17 protein-coding genes are annotated in these 16,785 nt (G+C 74.6%); 8 read left to right on the forward strand and 9 right to left on the reverse strand.

What is annotated here, in order from left to right; translation table 11 throughout:
* Positions 1–7: 7 nt before the first annotated feature.
* Positions 8–460, reverse strand: a complete 453-nt coding sequence (locus tag GNZ18_RS07165) for a MarR family winged helix-turn-helix transcriptional regulator (RefSeq protein ID WP_214618965.1) — start codon at positions 458–460, stop codon at positions 8–10.
* 102 nt (positions 461–562) lie between these two features.
* Here GNZ18_RS07165 and GNZ18_RS07170 point away from each other — a divergent pair, with 102 nt between their 5' ends.
* The 3 genes from GNZ18_RS07170 to GNZ18_RS07180 all read left to right on the forward strand — a co-directional run bounded on the left by GNZ18_RS07170 (position 563) and on the right by GNZ18_RS07180 (position 5,661).
* Positions 563–1,570, forward strand: a complete 1,008-nt coding sequence (locus tag GNZ18_RS07170) for an SMP-30/gluconolactonase/LRE family protein (RefSeq protein WP_156215388.1) — start codon at positions 563–565, stop codon at positions 1,568–1,570.
* Positions 1,571–1,780: 210 nt separating this feature from the next.
* Positions 1,781–4,135, forward strand: a complete 2,355-nt coding sequence (locus GNZ18_RS07175) for a glycosyltransferase family 2 protein (RefSeq protein ID WP_156215389.1) — start codon at positions 1,781–1,783, stop codon at positions 4,133–4,135.
* Entirely contained in the window at positions 4,132–5,661 is a 1,530-nt protein-coding gene (locus tag GNZ18_RS07180) for a glycosyltransferase family 2 protein (protein ID WP_156215390.1), read from the forward strand. Before GNZ18_RS07175 ends, GNZ18_RS07180 begins: the two co-directional genes overlap by 4 nt.
* On the opposite strand, the gene GNZ18_RS07185 is transcribed toward GNZ18_RS07180, so the two are convergent.
* The 4 genes from GNZ18_RS07185 to GNZ18_RS07200 are packed head-to-tail and all read right to left on the reverse strand — an operon-like array spanning position 5,658 to position 8,396.
* Complete coding sequence (locus GNZ18_RS07185) at positions 5,658–5,978, reverse strand: GroES family chaperonin (RefSeq protein WP_214618969.1); 321 nt, start codon at positions 5,976–5,978, stop codon at positions 5,658–5,660. The genes GNZ18_RS07180 and GNZ18_RS07185 overlap by 4 nt on opposite strands.
* A 10-nt stretch (positions 5,979–5,988) precedes the next feature.
* Positions 5,989–6,900 (reverse strand): NAD-dependent epimerase/dehydratase family protein, encoded by a 912-nt coding sequence (locus GNZ18_RS07190; RefSeq protein WP_156215391.1) that lies wholly within the window; start codon positions 6,898–6,900, stop codon positions 5,989–5,991.
* 24 nt (positions 6,901–6,924) lie between these two features.
* A complete protein-coding gene (locus tag GNZ18_RS07195; protein ID WP_156215392.1) occupies positions 6,925–7,692 on the reverse strand; it encodes an SDR family NAD(P)-dependent oxidoreductase in 768 nt (255 codons plus the stop codon).
* Between the two features lie 29 nt (positions 7,693–7,721).
* Entirely contained in the window at positions 7,722–8,396 is a 675-nt protein-coding gene (locus GNZ18_RS07200; protein ID WP_156215393.1) for a helix-turn-helix domain-containing protein, read from the reverse strand.
* A gap of 94 nt (positions 8,397–8,490) precedes the next feature.
* Between GNZ18_RS07200 and GNZ18_RS07205 the strand changes: the two genes are divergently transcribed.
* A complete protein-coding gene (locus GNZ18_RS07205; protein WP_156215394.1) occupies positions 8,491–9,357 on the forward strand; it encodes an aldo/keto reductase in 867 nt (288 codons plus the stop codon).
* Positions 9,358–9,442: 85 nt separating this feature from the next.
* Positions 9,443–10,000, forward strand: a complete 558-nt coding sequence (locus GNZ18_RS07210; protein WP_156215395.1) for a PadR family transcriptional regulator — start codon at positions 9,443–9,445, stop codon at positions 9,998–10,000.
* A gap of 37 nt (positions 10,001–10,037) precedes the next feature.
* On the opposite strand, the gene GNZ18_RS07215 is transcribed toward GNZ18_RS07210, so the two are convergent.
* Positions 10,038–11,471 carry an APC family permease gene (locus tag GNZ18_RS07215; protein WP_156215396.1) on the reverse strand — a complete coding sequence of 478 codons (1,434 nt, stop codon included), beginning with the start codon at positions 11,469–11,471 and terminating at the stop codon, positions 10,038–10,040.
* 151 nt (positions 11,472–11,622) lie between these two features.
* On the opposite strand from GNZ18_RS07215, the gene GNZ18_RS07220 reads away from it, so the two are divergent.
* Entirely contained in the window at positions 11,623–12,312 is a 690-nt protein-coding gene (locus GNZ18_RS07220) for a TetR/AcrR family transcriptional regulator (protein WP_156215397.1), read from the forward strand.
* Complete coding sequence (locus tag GNZ18_RS07225) at positions 12,309–13,418, forward strand: DmpA family aminopeptidase (RefSeq protein WP_156215398.1); 1,110 nt, start codon at positions 12,309–12,311, stop codon at positions 13,416–13,418. The genes GNZ18_RS07220 and GNZ18_RS07225 overlap by 4 nt, the downstream gene beginning before the upstream one ends.
* Here GNZ18_RS07225 and GNZ18_RS07230 read toward each other — a convergent pair.
* Positions 13,415–14,392 (reverse strand): diacylglycerol/lipid kinase family protein, encoded by a 978-nt coding sequence (locus GNZ18_RS07230; protein ID WP_156215399.1) that lies wholly within the window; start codon positions 14,390–14,392, stop codon positions 13,415–13,417. The genes GNZ18_RS07225 and GNZ18_RS07230 overlap by 4 nt on opposite strands.
* 130 nt (positions 14,393–14,522) lie before the next feature.
* Here GNZ18_RS07230 and GNZ18_RS07235 point away from each other — a divergent pair, with 130 nt between their 5' ends.
* Complete coding sequence (locus tag GNZ18_RS07235; protein WP_312874351.1) at positions 14,523–15,377, forward strand: amidohydrolase family protein; 855 nt, start codon at positions 14,523–14,525, stop codon at positions 15,375–15,377.
* Between the two features lie 6 nt (positions 15,378–15,383).
* Here GNZ18_RS07235 and GNZ18_RS07240 read toward each other — a convergent pair whose 3' ends face one another.
* Positions 15,384–16,388, reverse strand: a complete 1,005-nt coding sequence (locus GNZ18_RS07240; protein ID WP_156215401.1) for a cation diffusion facilitator family transporter — start codon at positions 16,386–16,388, stop codon at positions 15,384–15,386.
* Positions 16,385–16,774, reverse strand: a complete 390-nt coding sequence (locus tag GNZ18_RS07245; protein ID WP_156215402.1) for an ArsR/SmtB family transcription factor — start codon at positions 16,772–16,774, stop codon at positions 16,385–16,387. Before GNZ18_RS07245 ends, GNZ18_RS07240 begins: the two co-directional genes overlap by 4 nt.
* Positions 16,775–16,785: the final 11 nt, after the last annotated feature.

Below are 16,785 nucleotides of genomic sequence, written 5' to 3' on the forward strand. Positions count from 1 at the left end.
GCGGCGGTCAGCCGCTGCGGGCGGGGCGGGCCGCCTCCAGGAAGGTGATGCAGCGGCCCAGCAGTTCGACCAGCGTTTCGCGTTCGGCGTCGGTGAACTTGGCGGCGAGGCCGCGTTCGATCCGTACGGCGCGGGCGTCCGCGTCGGCCATGGCCGCCTCGCCCTCGGCGGTGAGGCGGGTCTCCAGGATGTTGCGGTGCCACTCGTGCGGGGTCCGCTCGATGAGGCCGCGCTCCCGCAGGTTCTTCAGCACGGTGTTCATCGTCGGCGGGGTGACGGCGCAGGCCCTGGCCAGCGCCGCCGCCGACATCCCGGGGTGGTCGGCGAGGTGCAGCAGCGCGGCGTACTGCGGCACCGTGAGCCCGCTCGGCTTCACCGCGGCCTGCTTGGCTCCGTTGAGCGCCTGCTCGGCGCGTTTGAGGTAGGAGCCGATCCGCTCCGGGACGGGCATTGAGGTCATCTCCGCATGGTATCGAGCCTTCGAACGATCGCAGGTTGACGAGCATTAGAACTCTAACTATCGTTCGTGTGCGTTCTTATAAGTCAGTGCGAATGGAGCAGTATGAACCGCCTTACCCGCACGACCGCCGCCGCGCTCGCGCTCGCCGTCCTGCCCGCGTCGGCGTCCCTCGCCGCGCCGGCGGGCGCCGCCCCGGCCGCCGCCGTCGCCCCCGCCTCGTCCCGGATACGTGTGTCCACGGCGTTCGAGTTGCCGGGCGCCCGCGTCTACCCGGAGGGCATCACCCTCGACCCCCGCACCGGTGACTTCTACGTCGCGTCCTACGAGGACGGCTCGGTCTACAAGCTGACGCGCGGACGGCGCGTGGCCGAGGTGTTCCTGCCCGCCGGCGCGGACGGCCGCCGCACCGCCAACGGCGTGCGCGCCGACCGGGCCGGACGGCTCTGGGTGTGCGACTCCTCGTCCGGTGTCTCGGTCTACGACACGAAGACCCGCAGGTTGCTGGCACGGTTCGCTGTGCCCGGCACGGACGCGAAGTTCGTCAACGACGTGGCCGTCGCCCCCAACGGCGACGCCTACATCACCGACAGCGCGCGTTCCCTCGTCTACCGGGTGACGCCGCGCGACGTCGCCAAGGGCGGGCGCGCCGACCTCCGCCCCCGCTTCGACCTCGGCGAGGCCGTCGAGCAGCACGCGCCCGGGGCGTTCACGCTGAACGGCATCGTCGCCGACCCGTCCGGGCGGTACCTGCTCACCGTCGACATGACCGGCGGCGACCTGTACCGGCTCGACGTCGCCTCGGGGGCGGTCCGCAAGGTGGCGCTGGAGGGCGGCGACCTGCGCAACGCCGACGGCCTGGAACTCCAGGACGGGCGCCTCTGGGCGGTCCACAACCTCGACAACGCCATCTCCCGCTGGCGGATCGGGAACGGCGGCGCCACCGCCCGCCGGGAGCGCCGGGCCGCGAGCGCGGCGCTGGAGCTGCCGACGACGCTGGTGCGCAGCCGCGGCACGCTCTACGTCGTCCGCTCGCAGTTCGACAAGGGCGGGCCGCTCGGGGACGGCGTCCCGCGCATCCCGTTCAGCGTCGCCGCCGTCCGGGGGCTGTGACCCGGTGAGGTGTCCCGCCAGGTCACGGGCCTGGCGGGACGCCTCGGGCGGATAGCCGTGCAAAGCGGGAGGTGTCGGGGCCCGGCGCTGTGGATCTTTGCTGCTCCTTGATCGTCGGCTTGGTGGGGCGTGCCGGGGGCGCGGTGAGAATGAGCGCGAGGGGCGCACCCCGGGTGCGCCCAGGCGGCGAGGTCTCGGGGAATTGCGCTCATGACGGCGGTGGAACTGCGGGCGGGCGGCACCGCCCCGGGGGCGCGTGCCACACGGGAGGGCGTGGTCGTCGTCATGCCCGCCTACCGCGAGGAGGAGAACCTCGCGGCGACCGTCGGGGACTTCCTGGCGACGCTGGAGGCGGCCGGGCACGAGCACCGCGTCGTGGTCGTCGACGACGGCAGCCCCGACGCGACCGGCGACATCCTGGACGGCCTGGTCGCGCGGCACGCGGGCCGGGTCATCGGCGTCCACCACGGCACCAACCGGGGGTACGGCGCGGCGGTCCGCACGGGCATCGCGGTGGCGCTGGAGCTGACCGACCTGCCGCTGCTGCTGCTCACCGACTCCGACGGCCAGTTCACGGCCGCGGACCTGCCCGCGCTGCTGCGGGTCAGGCGCGAGGAGCGGGCCGACGCCGTGACGGGGTTCCGCCGCCACCGCGCCGACTCCTCCGCGCGCCGCGCCAGCGGACGGCTGTGGACGATCCTCAGCCGGATCCTGCTCGGCACCCGCAGCCGGGACGTCGACTGCGCCTACAAGCTGCTGGACCGGCGGGTCGTCGAGGGCCTCGGCCTGGTGGGGGAGGCCGCCGCGATCGACCCGGAGATCCTCGCCAAGATCAGGCGGCGGGGCGCCCGGGTCGTCGAGCACCCGGTGGACCACCGGCCCCGCGCGCACGGCCGCCCGACCGGGGCGTCGCCGTGGGTCATCGCGCGGTCGCTGCTGAGCCTCGTCCACGTGTACCGGATCCTGGTCCGCGACGGCTACACGTGGCGGTGGGCGCGGTGGGCGCTGAACCCGAGGGACCGCGTCCTCGCCGGGGTGACGGCGGCGGCGGTGGCGCTGTCGGCCGCCGCGCTCGCGCACCACCTCCGGCACGGCACCGTGCTCGCCTACAACGACGCCGTCTCGCACCTGCTCATCGCCCGCCGGGTGGTCGACAGCCCGACGGCGGGCGCGGCGCAGCTCGGCGGGGTGTGGCTGCCGCTGCCGCACCTGCTGGCGCTGCCGTTCGTCTGGCAGGACGGCCTGTTCCACTCCGGCCTCGGCGGCACCGTGGTCTCGATGGCCGGTTACACGATGACGGTCCGGTACGTGTACCTGATCGCGGCCGGCGCGGCGGCGGCCGCGGGCCCGGCCCGGGACCGGACGGCCGGCCGCGACCGGTGGGCGGGGCTCGCGGCGGCCGGGCTGTTCGCGCTCAACGCCAACGTGCTCTACCTGCAGAGCACCCCGATGACCGAGCTGCTCCTGTTCGCCTGCGTCGCCGCCGCCGTCCACCACCTCCAGGCGTGGTGCCGCACCGGACGGTACTCCCGGCTCGCGGCGGCGGCGGTGGCGACGCTGCTGGCCACCCTGACGCGCTACGAGGGCTGGCTGCTCGCGGCGGCCGTGACGCTGGTGGTGGCCTACGTCGCGGTACGCCGCTGGAGGTCCTACGCGCGGGCGGAGGCGCACCTCGTCTTCTTCGCGCTGGCGGCCTTCGGCGGGATCGCGGCGTGGGTCGTGTGGGGCCACGTGATCTTCGACGACGCGCTGTGCTGGTACTCCGGCGACTACGCCAAGCCGTCGCTGTGGGTGATGGCGGGCGACGCCAACGTCGGGGCGCCGCTCACGGCCGCGCGGACCTACGGGCTCGCGGTGGTCCACAACCTCGGCTACCCGACGCTGCTCCTCGCGGCGGCCGGGCTGACCGCCTACGTGTGGCGCGGGAGGCTGCGCCCGGCGGCGGTCGCGCCGCTCGTCCTGCTGGCGTTCGCGCCGTTCTTCGTCTACGCCCTCGACACCGGGCAGCGCCCCCTGTACGTCCCGGAGGTCCAGGGCGGGTTCTACAACGTGCGGTTCGGGCTGGTGATGGCCCTGGCCGCCGCCGTCTTCGCCGGGTACCTCGTGTCGCTGGCGCCGAACCTCCGCGGCGGCCTGCCGCGGGCCGCGGCGGCGGCCGGCGTCGTCGCGACCGTCCTCGCGGTGCCCGGGACCGCGACGCTCGCCGAACCCCAGCGCTGGCAGGACGGCGCGCACCGCCGGGCGGTCACCGGCGCCGCGTCCTGGCTGCGCGCCCACTACGACGGCGGCACCGTGCTGATGGAGAACTACGGCAACGAGGAGATCGCGTTCCGGGCGCGCATCCCGATCGGGCGCGTCGTCTACGAGGGCAGCTTCCGGCTGTGGGAGCGCGCGCTCGCCGACCCGGCCGGGAGCCGCGTCCGCTGGATCTACGCGCGGACGCTCCCCGGGTCGCCGGACCGCACCTGGCGGGCGCTGCGCGAGAACCCCCGGCTGGCCGGCGACTACACCCTCCTCTACCGGGACGCGACCCAGCGCGTCTACCGGCTGGCGGGGACGCGATGACGCTCACCGACGCCACGGGCGGCGCGGCGGACACGGCCGTCCTGGACGCGCCGCCGTGGGGCCCGGTGGCGCCCGTGGACGAGGAGCTGAGCGCGCGCCGCACGATCAGCCGGGGGCAGGCGGCCGTGGCCGTCGCGCTGCCGTCGGCGGTCGCCGCGGCGCTGGCCGCGCACGCGCTGACCGGGGCGGGGCCGTCGCCGGTCCGGTGGGTCCAGGCGGCGGTCTGGGCGGTCACCGGCGCCTACCTGCTGTCGCTGGTGTTCCGGACCGTGATGGTGGCGACCGCGTGGACCGCGCCGGTGATCCGGTTCGGCGAGGACGAGCTGCGCGCCGTCCGGGACGAGGACCTGCCGCCCTACACCGTCCTCGTGCCGCTCTACCGGGAGGCGCGGGTGCTGCCGGTGCTGCTCGACCGGCTCGGCCGCCTGGACTACCCCGCCGACCGCCTCCAGATCCTGCTGCTCATCGAGGAGGACGACGCCGAGACCCGCGCCGCGCTGCCCGCGCTGGACGCGCCGTTCGAGGTCGTGCTCATCCCGCCGTCGCCGCCCCGGACGAAGCCGAAGGCGTGCGACATCGGGCTGGCGCGGGCGCGCGGCGAGCTCGTCGTGATCTACGACGCCGAGGACCGGCCCGACCGCGACCAGCTCCGCAAGGCGGCGCTGGCGTTCGCGTCGCTGCCCGACCGGACGGTGTGCGTGCAGGCCGAACTCCAGTACTGGAACCCCTGGACGAACTGGCTGACCCGGTGCTTCGCCGCCGAGTACGCCACCAACTTCAGCCTGTGGCTGCGCAGCCTCGACCGGCACCGGCTCGCGATCCCGCTCGGCGGCACCTCCAACCACTTCCGGGGCGACGCGCTCGCGGCGCTCGGCGGCTGGGACCCCTACAACGTCACCGAGGACGCCGACCTCGGCATCCGCATCGCCCGCCGGGGCTGGGAGGTGCGGATGATGGACTCGGTCACCGAGGAGGAGGCCAACAGCCGCCTCGGCAACTGGATCCGCCAGCGCAGCCGCTGGATCAAGGGGTACATCCAGACCTGGCTCGTCCACACCCGGCACCCGCTGCTGCTGTGGCGGCAGCTCGGCACCCGGCGGACGCTCGCCTTCCACCTCACGATGGGGTTCCCGACGCTCACCACGCTCGCGAACCCGTTCTTCTGGACGCTGACGGCGCTCTACCTGTGCACGGGCACGCGGCACGTGCAGGCGGTGTTCCCGCCGCCGGTCCTGTACTGCGGCGTCGTCACGATGGTCGCCGGGAACCTGCTGATGGTCTACTGCGCGATGGCCGGGTGCCTGGAGCGCGGCCTGTTCCGCGCCGTCCGGGTCATGGTCACGATCCCGCTGTACTGGGCGCTGATGAGCGTCGCTGCGTACAAGGCGCTGTTCCAGCTCGTCCGGCCGAGCAGGCGGCACTTCTGGGAGCTCACCGACCACGGCCTCGTGGAGAACGCGGCGGACGCGGCGGACGCCGCGGAGTCCGTGGACGCCGCGGCCGCCAGGGAGCGGGCGCCCGCCTAAAGGTAGAGGCCGGTGCCGTGCTCGGGGCGCTCGCTGGCGATCGCGTGCAGGTCGCGCTCCCGCATGACCAGGTAGTTCTCGCCCTGTATCTCGACCTCGAACTGCTCGCCCGGGTGGAACAGGACGCGGTCTCCCGTCTTGACGATCCGGACGTGGTGGCCGACCCCGCAGACCTCGCCCCACACCAGCCGGTTGCCCTGCTCGACCGTCGCGGGGATCACGATCCCGCCGGTGCTGCGGCGCTCGCCGCTGTCCTTCTCCATCTTGATCATGACTCGGTCGTGCAGCATCTGGACTTCGAACTTCGGTTCGGACACGCCGGGGAGTTTAGCCGTCCGCGCGGGTCAGGGCGTCCCACGCGGACGCGATGATCTCCGGCAGGGACGAGCGGGCGGGGCGCCAGCCCAGGTCGGCGCGGATCGCGGCGGCCTCGCACAGCAGCAGCGGCGGCTCGGGCTGCGGCGGGCGCCGCAGCGTCGGCACGGCCCGCCCGGTGGCCTCCTCGACGGCGGCGACCACGTCCCGGACGGCCGCGCCGGTGCCGCTGCCGACGTTGTAGACCCGCTCCTCACCCGGGCGGACGGCCTCCAGCGCGCGGACGTGGGCGGCGGCGAGATCGTCCACGTGCAGGTACTCGCGGACGGCGCCGCCGTCGCCGTTGACCTCCAGCCGGGGCGCCCGCCCGGCCGCGACCGCGAGGGCCTTCGGGATCAGCCGGGTCTCGTCGGGGTCGGGGCGGCCGTCCACCGAGCCCGCGACGTTGAACGTCCGCAGCACGGCGGCGCCGGTCGCGCCCGTCCGGGCGTGGAAGCGGACGGCCTGCTCGGCGGCCAGCTTGGACGCGCCGTAGGGGCTGGTCGGCGCGGTGCCCTCGGTCTCGGGGATCGGCTGCCGCTCGGGCGTCCCGTAGACGGCGGCGGTCGAGCCGTAGACGACGCGCGCCGCCTCCACCGCCCGCAGCAGGTTCACGGTGCCCTGGACGTTGACGGTGAAGAAGCCCAGCGGGTCGGCGAACGACTCGCGGACGCGGGTCAGCGCCGCCAGGTGGCACACCCCGTCGTAGGGGCCGCGCGGCAGCCCGCCGGGGTCGAGCAGGTCGCCGAGGACGGGCCGGACCCCCTTCGGCAGGACCGCGCCGGTCTGCCGCACGAGGCCGTCCACCTCGTGCCCGGCGGCGACGAGCCGCCGTCCGACCGCGTACCCGACATAGCCCGCCGCACCCGTCACCAGAACCCGCATGCCACCAGCATCCCGGACGGGCGGTCAGGTCCGCCGCCGCCCCCGGGTGGAGGACACGCGCGCGGTCAGCTCGCGGGGCAGCAGCCGGGTCGCGCCGACGAGCGCCTTGTAGCGCAGGCTCGGCACGCTGACCCGCACGCCGCGCCGCAGGTCGCGCAGCGCCGCGTCGACGACGGCGGTGTCCTCCAGCCACATGAAGCCGGGCACGTCGCTCACGTCCATCCGGGCGCGCTCGTGGAACTCGGTGCGCACGAACCCCGGGCACAGCGCCATCACGCGGACCGTGCCGGGCGAGCGTCCCGCGATGTCGGCGGCGACGCCCTCGCTGAAGCGCACCACCCACGCCTTGGACGCGCCGTAGGTGCCGCGCACCCCGAACGCGGCGGCGGAGGAGACGTTGACGACACCGCCGCGCCCCCGGTCGAGCATGCCGGGCACCGCCGCGTGGGTGAGGCGCAGCACGGCCTCGCAGTGCACCCGCAGCATGGTCAGCTCGGCGTCCAGCGGCACGTCGGGGAACACGTTCCCGTGCCCGAACCCGGCGTTGTTGACGAGCAGGTCGACGCCCGCGCGGACGCGCTCCTGCGCGGCGAGCAGCCCCTCCTCGGTCGACAGGTCGGCGGGCAGCGCCTCGGTGTCCACCCGGTACCCGCCGCCGAGGTCGGCGGCGGCCCGGTCGAGGCGCTCGGCGTCGCGGGCGAGCAGGACCAGGTCGAACCCGTCGGCGGCGAGGCGGCGCGCGAACGCGGCGCCGAGCCCGGCGGTCGCACCCGTGATGAAGGCGGTCGGCATGCCCCCGAGCCTAGGGCCCCGGCGGGGGATCAGCCGATCAGGCCGAGGTCCCGGGCGCGCAGCCCGGCCTGGAAGCGGGAGTCGGCGTCCAGCAGGACGAGGATCTCGGCGACCCGGCGCCGGTAGGTGCGCAGCGACAGGCCGAGGCGGCGCGCGGCGGCCTCGTCCTTCAGGCCGCCCGCGAGCAGCCGCAGGATCGTCCGGCTCTCCTCGCCCAGCGCGGGCGGGCGGGAGCGGCGGTGGACGGCGAGGGGCGCGGCCGTCTCCCAGGTCGCCTCGAACAGCGCGAGCACGCCCGCCACCACGCCCGGCGACCGGACGACGGTGTACTCGCGCACCCCGGCCACCGGCGGCCCGGCGAGGATCGCGACCCGCCGGTCGACGACGATCGTCTCGCGCGGCAGCGGCGTCGCGCAGATCCGGATCTCGGGCCCGCGCGCGGCCAGCTCGACCAGCCGCCGCTCGGACTCCTCGTCGGCGAGCGCCGCCGGGGCGTAGAGCTTGCGGGCGCGCGGGGCGGACGGGGCGGGCGGTTCCCGCCGCCACCGCGCGACGACCTCCTCGTGGACGCTCGGCAGCGCCCACGTGCACAGGTCGTGCGCCGCGCACAGGAACTCCTCGCGCGCGGCGAACAGCCGCCCGGCGCGCGCGGCCAGCTCCGCCTCGCCGCGCAGGACGACGTTGCGGTCCAGGTCGACGCTCATCGCGTCCAGTCTGCCACCGGCGCCGGGCCCCCGGAACTGGCAGCAAGCTGCCAGCCGTTCGCCGCCGCGCGGGCCCGTCGGCACAGTGGGACGCATGACGAAGATCATTGATGAGCGGCACTTCGACCTGGGCGGCGACCTGCGGATCTCCCGGCTGGGCTTCGGCGCGATGCGGCTGCCCGCCGCCACGCTGGAGGCGCCCGCCAACGACCGGGGGACGGCCCTCGCCGTCCTGCGCCGGGCGGTCGAGCTGGGCGCGGACCACATCGACACCGCCGCGTTCTACTACCGGCACGGGCTCGCCGCGAACGAGCTGATCCGCGAGGCGCTGAGCCCCTACCCGTCCGGCCTGGTGGTCGCGACGAAGGTCGGGCCCTACCGGGGCCCGGACGACCGGACGCCCGCCGGACAGCTCCCGGCGTCGGGGCTGCGCGCCGAGGTGGAACGCAACCTGCGCGAGCTGGGCCTCGACCGCCTGGACCTGGTCTACCTGCGGCCCGGCGGCATGGAGGACCCGGCGGGCGAGGCGATCGGCGAGCGCTTCGCCGCCCTGGCCGGGCTCCGCGAGGAGGGGCTGATCCGGCACCTCGGCTTGAGCCATGTGAGCACGGCGCAGCTCGCGGAGGCGCGGGCGATCGCGCCGGTCGCCGCCGTCCAGAACCGGTTCGACGTGACGCGGCCCCGGGACGCGGAGATGCTGGCGGTCTGCGAGCGCGAGGGCATCGGCTACGCGCCCTACTTCCCCCTCGGCGGCTTCGGCATCCCCGACGACGCGCGGGTCAAGGCCGTCGCGGCCCGGCACGGCGCGACCGTTCCGCAGGTGCTGCTCGCCGGGCTGCTGGCGCTGTCGCCGGTCATGCTGGCGATCCCCGGCACCGGCTCCCTCGCCCACCTGGAGGAGAACATGGGCGCCGCCGGCCTGCGCCTCACCGAGGACGACCTCGCCGAACTCGGCGGCTAGCCGCCGATCGGGCGGGGCACGGGGCCATCGGCCCGCCCGACGCTCTAGCCTGATCCCCGGACATGTCAGGGGGAACGGGGTAGGGATGTCGACGACGCGGCTGCTGGTCCTCGGCGGGGTTCGGCGGTTCGGGCGCGCGCACGGCTACGAGGTGCGGCGCGAGCTGATGTCATGGGGCTCGGACGAGTGGGCCCACGTGAACCCCGGCTCGATCTACCACGCGCTCAGGCAACTGGCCAAGGAGGGCCTGCTGCGCGCCCACGACGTCGAGGAGAGCGACGCCGGGCCCCCGCACACCGACTACGAGATCACCGAGGAGGGCCGGGCGGAGTTCCTGCGGCTGCTGCGGTGCGCGATCGCCACGGTGGACGTCCGGCACCCGGAGATGCTCACGGCCGGGCTCGGGTTCCTGACCGAGCTGACCCGCGCCGAGGCCCTCCGCCTGCTCCGGGAGCGGCTGGACGGGCTGGCCGCGTGGCGCGCGTCGATCGCCCCCCTCCAGGACCAGCAGGACCCCGCCGACCACCTGCGCGAGCTGCTCGGCTGGTGGATCCACTCGGCCGAGTCCGCCACCGCGTGGACGGAGGGCCTCATCGGGCGCCTGGAGTCGGGCGCCTACCGGATGGCCGAGGACCCGCGCTGACGCGGGCGGCCCGGTCGCCGACCGGGCCGCCGCGCGGTCAGCCGGTCGGGTCCTCGCCGGCCGGCTCCTCGTCGGCCGCGCCCTGGAGGTGCCAGCCGCCGCGGCGGCGCAGCACGAGCGCGAAGTAGGCGGACGCGGCGGCGATCACGCCGAGCGCGACGAACAGGCTCGGCCGGCCGACCTCCGGGTCCTTGGCGTTCTGGTAGACCACGTAGACGAGCGCGAGGAGCGCGGCGACCGGCGCGACCGGGAACCAGGGCATCCGGTAGCCCGCGTGGGCGGTGGTCCCGTTGCGGCGCCCGGCGATCACCGCCAGGCACAGCGCCCCGTAGACGAACACCAGCGACGTGCCGGTGACGACCAGGAGGAACTTCTCCTCCAGGAAGCACGCGGCGGCGCTGAAGACCCCGCCGATGACCGTCGCGATCCAGGGCGTGCCGAAGCGGGGGTGCAGCGTGGTCAGCGCCTTGTCGACGCGCGGCGACCAGGTGCCGTCCCGGCCCGAGCTGAAGATCAGCCGCGCGGTGAGCAGCATGATGGCGATCACCGCGTTCAGGATGGCGAGCGCGATCGCCAGGCTGATCACCTTGTTGAGGGTCGCGCCGCCGCGCTCGGTGATGAAGTACTCCATCATCGAGTCCGAGTGCAGCAGCGTGTCCAGGTCGGGCGCGCCGAGCAGCACGGCGGTGACCGGGATCAGCTCGGCCGCGACCGTGATGCCGAGCGCCCACAGGATCGTCCGGGCGATGGCCTTCCGCGCGTCGTGGGTCTCCTCGCCGAAGTACACCGCCGAGCCGTAGCCGTTGTAGGCGAAGATCGCGACGGCGGTCGCGGCGGCGATCAGCCCGGCGGACGCGGCGGTCACTCCCGACCCGTCGGCCGCCACCACCGGGTGCGCGACGAGGTCGGTGAACGACCGCTCGACGTGCAGGAACCCGAGCGCCGACAGGATCAGCAGCGCGAGCATCTCGATCGCCAGGAAGATCCCGGTGACCACCGCGTTGACCTTGATGTCGAAGATCGCGATGACGGTCGCGGCGGCCACCGTGACCGCCGCGACGACCGGGCCGTTCAGCCCGTCGACGACCACGCCGAGGTAGGTGCCGACGCCGAGCGCGATCACGGCCAGGATCAGCAGCTGGGTGATGAGGATCAGGCCGAGCACCACGAACCCGGGCATCCGGCCGAGCGTGCGCCCGACGATCGCGTACTCGCCGCCCGTCAGCGGATACGCCGAGGACAGCTCGGCGTAGACGAACGCCATGAAGATGCCGACCACGCCCGCCGCCGCGAAGGTGAGGAACGCGCCCGTGCCCGCCTGGGTGATCACCCCCGGGGCGATGATGAAGACCGAGGACGCGGGCGTGACCGCGGACAGGACGATGAGCAGCGCGCCGACCGTCCGCAGGCCGCGGTGCAGCACTGGGGGGCGGTCGGCGGCGGCCGGGGGACGGACCTCAGGAGCGGCCATCAGGGCACCTCCGCGTCGAAAATTCTTTGAACGAGTATCAAAGAACACCTGCCGCCCAGGTCAATAAGGGGACGGGTAACGTCTTGGTCTCGGCTTTCTCGCGTCGATGCCTGACTTGCATTGTCTGAAAGATCTTCAGAGAATGTCGGGCATGGCGAGACCTAGCAGGGCCCACGAACGGCGTGCCGACCTCGTCGCCGCCGCCCGCCGCGCCGTCATCGGACGCGGCGTGCTCGACCTGCGGCTGCGCGACGTGGCCGAGGAGGCGGACATGTCCTCCGGCTCCGTCCTGTACTACTTCCCGACGCTGGACGACCTCCTGCGCGAGGTGCAGCGCGAGGCCGTCGAGCGGTTCTGCGCCGGGCGCGAGGAGGCCGTGCGCGGCGAGCCCGACCCGCTCCGGCGGCTCGCGGCGATGGTCCGCAGCGGCCTGCCGACCGGCCCGGACGACGAGCTGTGCGTGCTGCTGTACGAACTCGGCACCATCGCCCGCCGGGACGTCTCCTACGCCGCCGAGCACATCCGGCTGTACGAGCGGCAGGTCGGCATCTACGCCGGGATCCTCGACACCGGCGCCGCCACCGGCGCGTTCACGCTGACCCGCGACGCCGCGACGATCGCCCGCAACCTCGTCGCGCTGGAGGACGGGTACGGCCTGCACATCGTCATGGCCGCGCCGACCCTCGACGCCCCCCGCGCCGCGCGGCTGCTGCTCGCCGCCGCCGCCGACGCCACCGGCCTCACCCTGGAGGCCATCGAGGCCGCCGCGCCCCCGCACGCCCTCGACGACCCGCGCACCGCCGCGGCCCCGCACGACCACGACCCGGAAGGGGACCGATGACCCGCGCCCGCCAGTTCGGCCTGCCGCTGCCCGGCCTGCCAGGCCCGCACAACGCGATCACCGACGTCCCCGGCGTCGAGGTCGGCTACACCACGCTGACCAGCGGCGACGGCCCGCTCCGCCGCGGCGGGGGGCCGGTGCGCACCGGGGTGACCGCGCTGCTGCCGCGCGGCCGGGCGGGGGCGGGCGACCCGTGCGCCGCCGGGATCCACGCCCTCAACGGCAACGGCGAGATGACCGGCTCGCACTGGATCGCCGAGACCGGCGCGCTGACGCTGCCCGTGCTGATCACCAACACGCACGCGGTCGGCGCGTGCCACCGCGGCGCGATCGACTGGGCGCTGCGCGAGCGCCCCGACGCCCGCGAGTGGATGCTGCCCGTCGTCGCCGAGACCTGGGACGGCTACCTCAACGACATCGGCGGCGACCACGTCCGCCCCGAGCACGCGGTCGCGGCGATCGACGCGGCCCGCGGCGGCCCGGTCGAGGAGGGCTCGGTCGGCGGCGGGACCGGCATGAACTGCTACGGCTTCAAGGGCGGCAGCGGCACGTCCTCACGGGTCGTGGAGCACGGCGCCGACCCCTACACCGTCGGCGTGTTCGTCCAGGCCAACTTCGGCTCCCGCGCGCAGCTCAGCGTCTGCGGGGTGCCCGTCGGCGCGGACCTCGCCGACGACAACCCCATGGAGGACACCGACTGGCTCGGGCTCGCCGGGGCGGGCTCGGTCATCGTGGTCGTCGGCACCGACGCGCCGCTGCTGCCCGGCCAGTGCGCCGCGCTCGCCCGCCGCGTCCCGCTGGGCCTCGCCCGGACCGGCACCTACGGGCAGCACTCGTCCGGCGACGTGTTCCTGGCCTTCTCCAGCGCCAACCCGGGCGCGATCAGCACCGGGTTCCCGGTGGGGGAGCCGGGCTACGACGCGCTCCGGTTCGTGCCGTGGAACCGCATCGACCCGTTCTACGAGGCGGTCGTGCAGGCGGTCGAGGAGGCGGTGCTGAACGCGCTGCTGTCCGCCCGCACCATGGTCGGACGGGACGGGCACCGCTCCCCGGCACTCCCGCACGACAGGCTGAAGGAGCTGCTCGCCGCGCGCGGCGTGCTTTAGGTGTCGTTGAAACTGCGAGGAACGATCACTCGCAGGGCGTTGCCGCGCAGCCTGATCGTGACCGGGGTCCGGCCGCGGATCTCACCGTCCACGTCCACGCGCAGCGGCGGGTCGGTCTCGATCTCCACGTGCGCGGTGGTGAGGAACGCGTCCTCCTCCAGCGACCGCCACGGCCCGGTCAGCACGTGCCGGGCCGTCGCCGACGCCAGCCGCAGCCGCCGCTCGTCGCCCAGCCGGTAGACGGCGAGGAGCCGGTCGTCGGGGCTGGCGTCGCGGGCGATGCGCTGCCCGCTGTGGTGCGCCCCGTTGGCCACGTTGAGCTGGTGCGTCGTCAGCTCGCGGGTCTCGCCGTCGATCGTGATCCGGGCGGTGAACGCGGAGTGCCGCGGCAGCAGCCGCGCCGCCGTCAGCGCGTAGGCCGGGCGGCCGAGGAACCGCTTCAGCGTGTGCGGGACGCTCCGGGCGACCTCCACCGACAGCCCGAGGCTGATCATGTTCGCGAAGATGTGCTCGCGGTCCTCCGGCCCCCGCCGGTCGCCGGTGCTCTCGAACCAGCCGACGTCCACGTCCGCGACCTTGCCGCCGTCCGGCCCGGCCACGGCGAGCGTGCGGACGGCGCCGGGCAGGTCGAGCGGCATCTCCAGGCTCCGCGCGAAGTTGTTGGTGGTGCCGAGCGGCAGCACGCCGAGCGCGATGTCGCGGTGCGCCAGGTGCCCGACCGCCTCGGCGACCGTGCCGTCCCCGCCGCCGACGACGACCAGGTCGGGCTCCAGGTCCAGGACCTCCGCGAACAGCTCGCGCAGCCGCGACGGGTCGGTCACCGGCAGCACGCGGACGAACTCCAGCCCCGCCTCGCGCAGCAGCCGCCGCGCCGCGCCGTAGAGCCGGCGGCCCCGCCGCGAACGGGCGTTGACCACCAGGACGGCGCGGCCGCCGTCCCGGATCGCCGCCTCCAGCTCCGCCTTGCTCCGCATCGCCGCCACCCTACCCGCCGGTGTTCCGCCGACTCCTGCCCGCACGGGCGGGGAGTACACGGGCGAGGCGCGTGCGGGGCGAAGATCGCTTAGAGTCGGGGGCGTGGTAGAACCGCGTTCTGATTCGGCCGTGCCCGCGTTCTGGCGGAGCCTCGGCCTGCCGGGCCTCTTCGACGTCCACGTCCACTTCATGCCGCAGCGGCTGCTGAGCGCGGTCTGGGCGTACTTCGACGACGCGGGCCCGCTGATCGGCACCGAGTGGCCGATCCGGTACCGCCTCCCCGAGGACGAGCGGCTCGCGACCCTGCGCGGGCTCGGCGTGCGCGCGTTCACCTCGCTGCTCTACGCGCACCGTCCGGGCATGGCCGAGTCGCTGAACGCGTGGGCCGCCGACTTCGCCGCGCGCGTCCCCGAATGCGTCCCGTCGGCGACGTTCCACCCCGAACCGGGCGTCGCCGGCTACGTGCGCCGCGCCCTGGAGGGGGGCGCGCGCGTCTTCAAGGTCCACCTCCAGGTCGGCGGGTTCGACCCGCGAGCCCCCGAACTGGACGAGGTGTGGGGCACGCTCGCCGAGGCCGGGACGCCCGCGGTCGTCCACGCCGGGTCGGGGCCCGTCGCCAACGGCTTCACCGGCCCCGGCCCGTTCGGCGACGTCCTCGCCCGGCACCCGGACCTGACCGCGGTCATCGCCCACATGGGCGCGCCCGAGTACGAGGGCTTCCTCGACCTGGCCGACCGCTACCCGCGCGTCCACCTGGACACCACGATGACCTTCACCGGCTTCGCCGAGATGGGCGCCTTCCCGGACGCGCTGCTGCCGCGCCTGCGCGACCTCGGCCTCGCGGGCCGGGTGCTGCTCGGCACCGACTTCCCCAACATCCCCTACGCCTACGCCCACCAGCTGGAGTCGCTGGCCGCCCTCGGCCTCGGCGACGACTGGCTGCGCGCCGTCTGCCACGACTCCGCGGCCGAGCTGTTCGCCTGACGCCGTTCAGTGGTCGCAGGGGGCGCCGCCCGCGTGCCGGTGCGGCTGCGCCCCGGCGACATGGCGGGGGCCGTGCGCGTCCTGGCAGAGGCCGTGCGCGCCGGGAGCGGCGGCCTCGTCGACGTGGTCGACCTCCAGCGTCGTGTGCGTGATCCCGTAGGAGTCGCGCAGCAGCGCCTGGAGGTCGCGCCGGACGGCGTGGCAGTCGCCCATGGTGTCCACGAGCACGTGCGCCGACAGCGCCGGGTAGCCGGAGCTGACCTCCCAGACGTGCAGGTCGTGGACCTCCTCCACGCACGGGCGGCGCGCCAGCCTGCCGCCCAGCTCGGACGGGTCGATCCCCGCGGGCGCGGCCTCCATCAGCACCCGTCCCGCGTCCCGCAGCAGCCCGTACCCGGCCTTCAGCATCAGCGCCGCCACCACCAGCGAGGCGATCGCGTCCGCGCGCGCGAAGCCGAGCGTCCAGACCACGAGGCCCGCGACCGCCGTGGAGATGAACGCGTACAGGTCGTTCAGGATGTGCTGGAACGCGCCCTCCACGTTCAGGCTGCTCCGGTTCGCCCTGCTGATCAGCCAGGTCGCCGCGATGTTGACCGCGATGCCGGCGAGCGAGGTCCAGAACACGAGCTGGCCCTCGACGTCGGGCGGGTCGATCAGCCGCCGGACGCCCTCGTAGACGAAGAAGACCGACAGCAGGATCAGCGTCAGCCCGTTGAGCTGCGCCGACAGGATCTCCGCGCGGCGCAGGCCGTAGGTGTAGCCGCCCTTCGGCGGGCGCGCCGCGATCCGCATCGCGACCAGCGCCAGCGCGATCGCGAACGCGTCGGTCATCATGTGCGCGGCGTCGGAGATCAGCGCCAGCGACCGCGCCAGCAGGCCGATCACGACCTCGCCGGTCATGTAGAGGAGGATCAGCGTGAGCGCGCCGCCGAGGTAGCGGCGGTCGGCGTCCGGCGAGACCCCGTGCCCGTGCCCGTGGCCGTGGCCGTGGCCGTGCCCGCTCTCGCTCATGCGTCCTCCTCCCCGTGGTGGACGTGGGCGAGGGCGAGGTCGAGCAGCATCCGGACGTGCGAGTCGTCCAGCCGGTAGTAGGCCATCCGCCCGGCGCGGCGCACCCGCACGACGCGGTTGGCGCGCAGCAGGCGCAGCGCGTGCGAGACCGCGGACTCCGAGTGCCCGCAGGACGCGGCGATGTCGCACACGCACATCTCCCCTCCCTCCAGCAGCGCCGTGATCACCCGCAGCCTGCCCGGGTCGGCCAGCAGGCCGAACACCTGGGCCAGCTCGGTGATCGTGTCCGTCTCCGGCAGCGACGCGCGGACGACGGAGACCTTCTCGGCGTCGATCACCCGCACCGCGCACGCCACGGCGGGGGCAACGTCTGAAGCACTGCTCATATGAGCAAATG

Origin of the sequence: Actinomadura litoris (assembly GCF_009733595.1) — a bacterium.
Classification (GTDB): Bacteria; Actinomycetota; Actinomycetes; order Streptosporangiales; family Streptosporangiaceae; genus Spirillospora; species Spirillospora litoris.

Coding starts and splice junctions, on each gene's coding strand:
- GNZ18_RS07165 (WP_214618965.1), bottom strand. CDS start 460: ATGACCTCAATGCCCGTCCCGGAGCGGATCGGCTCCTACCTCAAACGC.
- GNZ18_RS07170 (WP_156215388.1), top strand. CDS start 563: ATGAACCGCCTTACCCGCACGACCGCCGCCGCGCTCGCGCTCGCCGTC.
- GNZ18_RS07175 (WP_156215389.1), top strand. CDS start 1,781: ATGACGGCGGTGGAACTGCGGGCGGGCGGCACCGCCCCGGGGGCGCGT.
- GNZ18_RS07180 (WP_156215390.1), top strand. CDS start 4,132: ATGACGCTCACCGACGCCACGGGCGGCGCGGCGGACACGGCCGTCCTG.
- GNZ18_RS07190 (WP_156215391.1), bottom strand. CDS start 6,900: ATGCGGGTTCTGGTGACGGGTGCGGCGGGCTATGTCGGGTACGCGGTC.
- GNZ18_RS07195 (WP_156215392.1), bottom strand. CDS start 7,692: ATGCCGACCGCCTTCATCACGGGTGCGACCGCCGGGCTCGGCGCCGCG.
- GNZ18_RS07200 (WP_156215393.1), bottom strand. CDS start 8,396: ATGAGCGTCGACCTGGACCGCAACGTCGTCCTGCGCGGCGAGGCGGAG.
- GNZ18_RS07205 (WP_156215394.1), top strand. CDS start 8,491: ATGACGAAGATCATTGATGAGCGGCACTTCGACCTGGGCGGCGACCTG.
- GNZ18_RS07210 (WP_156215395.1), top strand. CDS start 9,443: ATGTCGACGACGCGGCTGCTGGTCCTCGGCGGGGTTCGGCGGTTCGGG.
- GNZ18_RS07215 (WP_156215396.1), bottom strand. CDS start 11,471: ATGGCCGCTCCTGAGGTCCGTCCCCCGGCCGCCGCCGACCGCCCCCCA.
- GNZ18_RS07220 (WP_156215397.1), top strand. CDS start 11,623: ATGGCGAGACCTAGCAGGGCCCACGAACGGCGTGCCGACCTCGTCGCC.
- GNZ18_RS07225 (WP_156215398.1), top strand. CDS start 12,309: ATGACCCGCGCCCGCCAGTTCGGCCTGCCGCTGCCCGGCCTGCCAGGC.
- GNZ18_RS07230 (WP_156215399.1), bottom strand. CDS start 14,392: ATGCGGAGCAAGGCGGAGCTGGAGGCGGCGATCCGGGACGGCGGCCGC.
- GNZ18_RS07240 (WP_156215401.1), bottom strand. CDS start 16,388: ATGAGCGAGAGCGGGCACGGCCACGGCCACGGCCACGGGCACGGGCAC.
- GNZ18_RS07245 (WP_156215402.1), bottom strand. CDS start 16,774: ATGAGCAGTGCTTCAGACGTTGCCCCCGCCGTGGCGTGCGCGGTGCGG.